The following is a 1,608-nucleotide window of genomic DNA, read 5'->3' as shown; positions in this document are numbered from 1 at the left end:
GGTGATGCTGGRKGCACTGGCCTGGATMYGGCYGACGATCTGGGTCAGCTGSYYGACSGTSGCGTTTGCATCGTCGCGCATGCGGGCGAACACGCCCTGGTAGTCACCGTGCATGCGTGCCGTCAGGTCGCCGTCGGCAATGGACGACAGCAGCTGCGAGAGCTTGCCGAGGTTGTCATCGCTGACTGCCATCATGGCATTGAGGTTTTCCAGCATGGTGCGGAAATCGTGATCGAAGCGCTGTGCATCGCCGCGCTGGCTGAAGTCGCCCGCAGCGGCGGCACTGGCCAGCTGCTTGATCTCGGCGTTGATGCGGCCGAGGTTGGCCTTGACCGTGTCGACGGTGGTGGTCATCGCCGCCTTTTCGCCCGGATAGCGCGCGATGTCGCTGCTGAGGTCGCCCACGGCGTACTGCTGCACGACGTTCAGTACATCGTGCAGGGTCTGCACGTGGCTGCCGACCAGGACGTTGGTTTCCTGCACCATCAGTCCGTATTCGCCGGGGAAGCTGCTGGCGTCGATGCGGTAGCTGAGTTCACCGCCATCGTGGCGGCGCGCCATCTCGCGCTGGCCGCTGATGACCGCGTGCAGCTGCTGCTGCATGCGCGACATGGCTTCGAGCAGGCGACCGGTTTCGTCATGCGGCTGCGGGCCGATGTGGCTGTCCAGCTTGCCGCCGGCAATGCCTTCGGCCACGGCGGTGGCCTGCTTCAGCGGACGTGCGATGCGGTTGCCGATGACCCAGCTCAATGCCAGCACGATCAGCACCAGTACGCCGCCGGCCAGGGTCATGATGGCGGTGAAGACCAGTGCCTGCTGCTGCACGTCATCCATGTATACGCCGCTGCTGACCACCCAGTTCCAGGGCTTGAACAGGCCGGCGTAGGACGCCTTGTCGTACAGGCCTTCGCTGTTGGCCTTGGCCCACTTGTAGGAGACCACCCCGCCGCCCTTGCGAGCCACTTCCACCAGGTCGTGGAACAGCTGCACGCCGTCCTCGGAGCGGAAGTCCTTCATGTCCTTGCCGATCAGGTCCTTGCGGAACGGATGCATCAGCACGCGGTAGTTCGTGTCGTAGACGCTGTAGTAATACGTATCACTGTCGGCGCGCATGCGCGCCAGCGCATCGAGCGCGGCCTGGCGGGCGGCGGGCTCGGTGAGTTCGCCGCTGGCGGCCAGCCCGTGGTAGTGGTCGAGGATGCCGTAGGTCAGTTCAACCTGGGTCTTCAACGACGACTTGCGGGTTTCATTGAGGTCCAGGTACTGCATGCGGGCAGCGATCACCGAGAGCGCGATCACGCCGAGTGCGATCAGCAGCGTGAGCAGATTGAGCTTGCGTCGGACGGAGAGATTGCTGAAGTAGTGTTGCCAGCGATGCAGGAGATTCATCGAGCAGTACCCGGGTGGTGGTGGGTGGAGGCGCCGGTGCTGATCGGGAGCAGCGGTGACATGACCGTTATCGGCCGCGGGGGCGGGGGATTGAGGTGGGCTGTTCGAACGTATTCAGGTTTGTTCGCAGCGGCGGCTGCGGCGCTGCCTGCGGCAGGCTTTCGGAGCGAGAGCAACAGCAACAGCGGATGGTCGGCTCTGCAATGTTGAGGGGGAGCC

Annotated in this window: 1 protein-coding gene; it reads right to left on the bottom strand. The window is 64.3% G+C overall.

From position 1 onward, the window contains the following. On the bottom strand, nucleotides 1-1,389 hold a 1,389-nt coding region (locus tag AC1VAN_RS21275), incomplete at its 3' end, for a cache domain-containing protein (protein WP_480986687.1). Nucleotides 1,390-1,608 lie beyond the last annotated feature (219 nt).

The organism is Stenotrophomonas sp. 05L44_2, assembly GCF_056665995.1.
The sequence above is the reverse complement of the archived record's forward strand: the minus strand, read 5'-3'. Positions and strand labels throughout refer to the sequence as shown.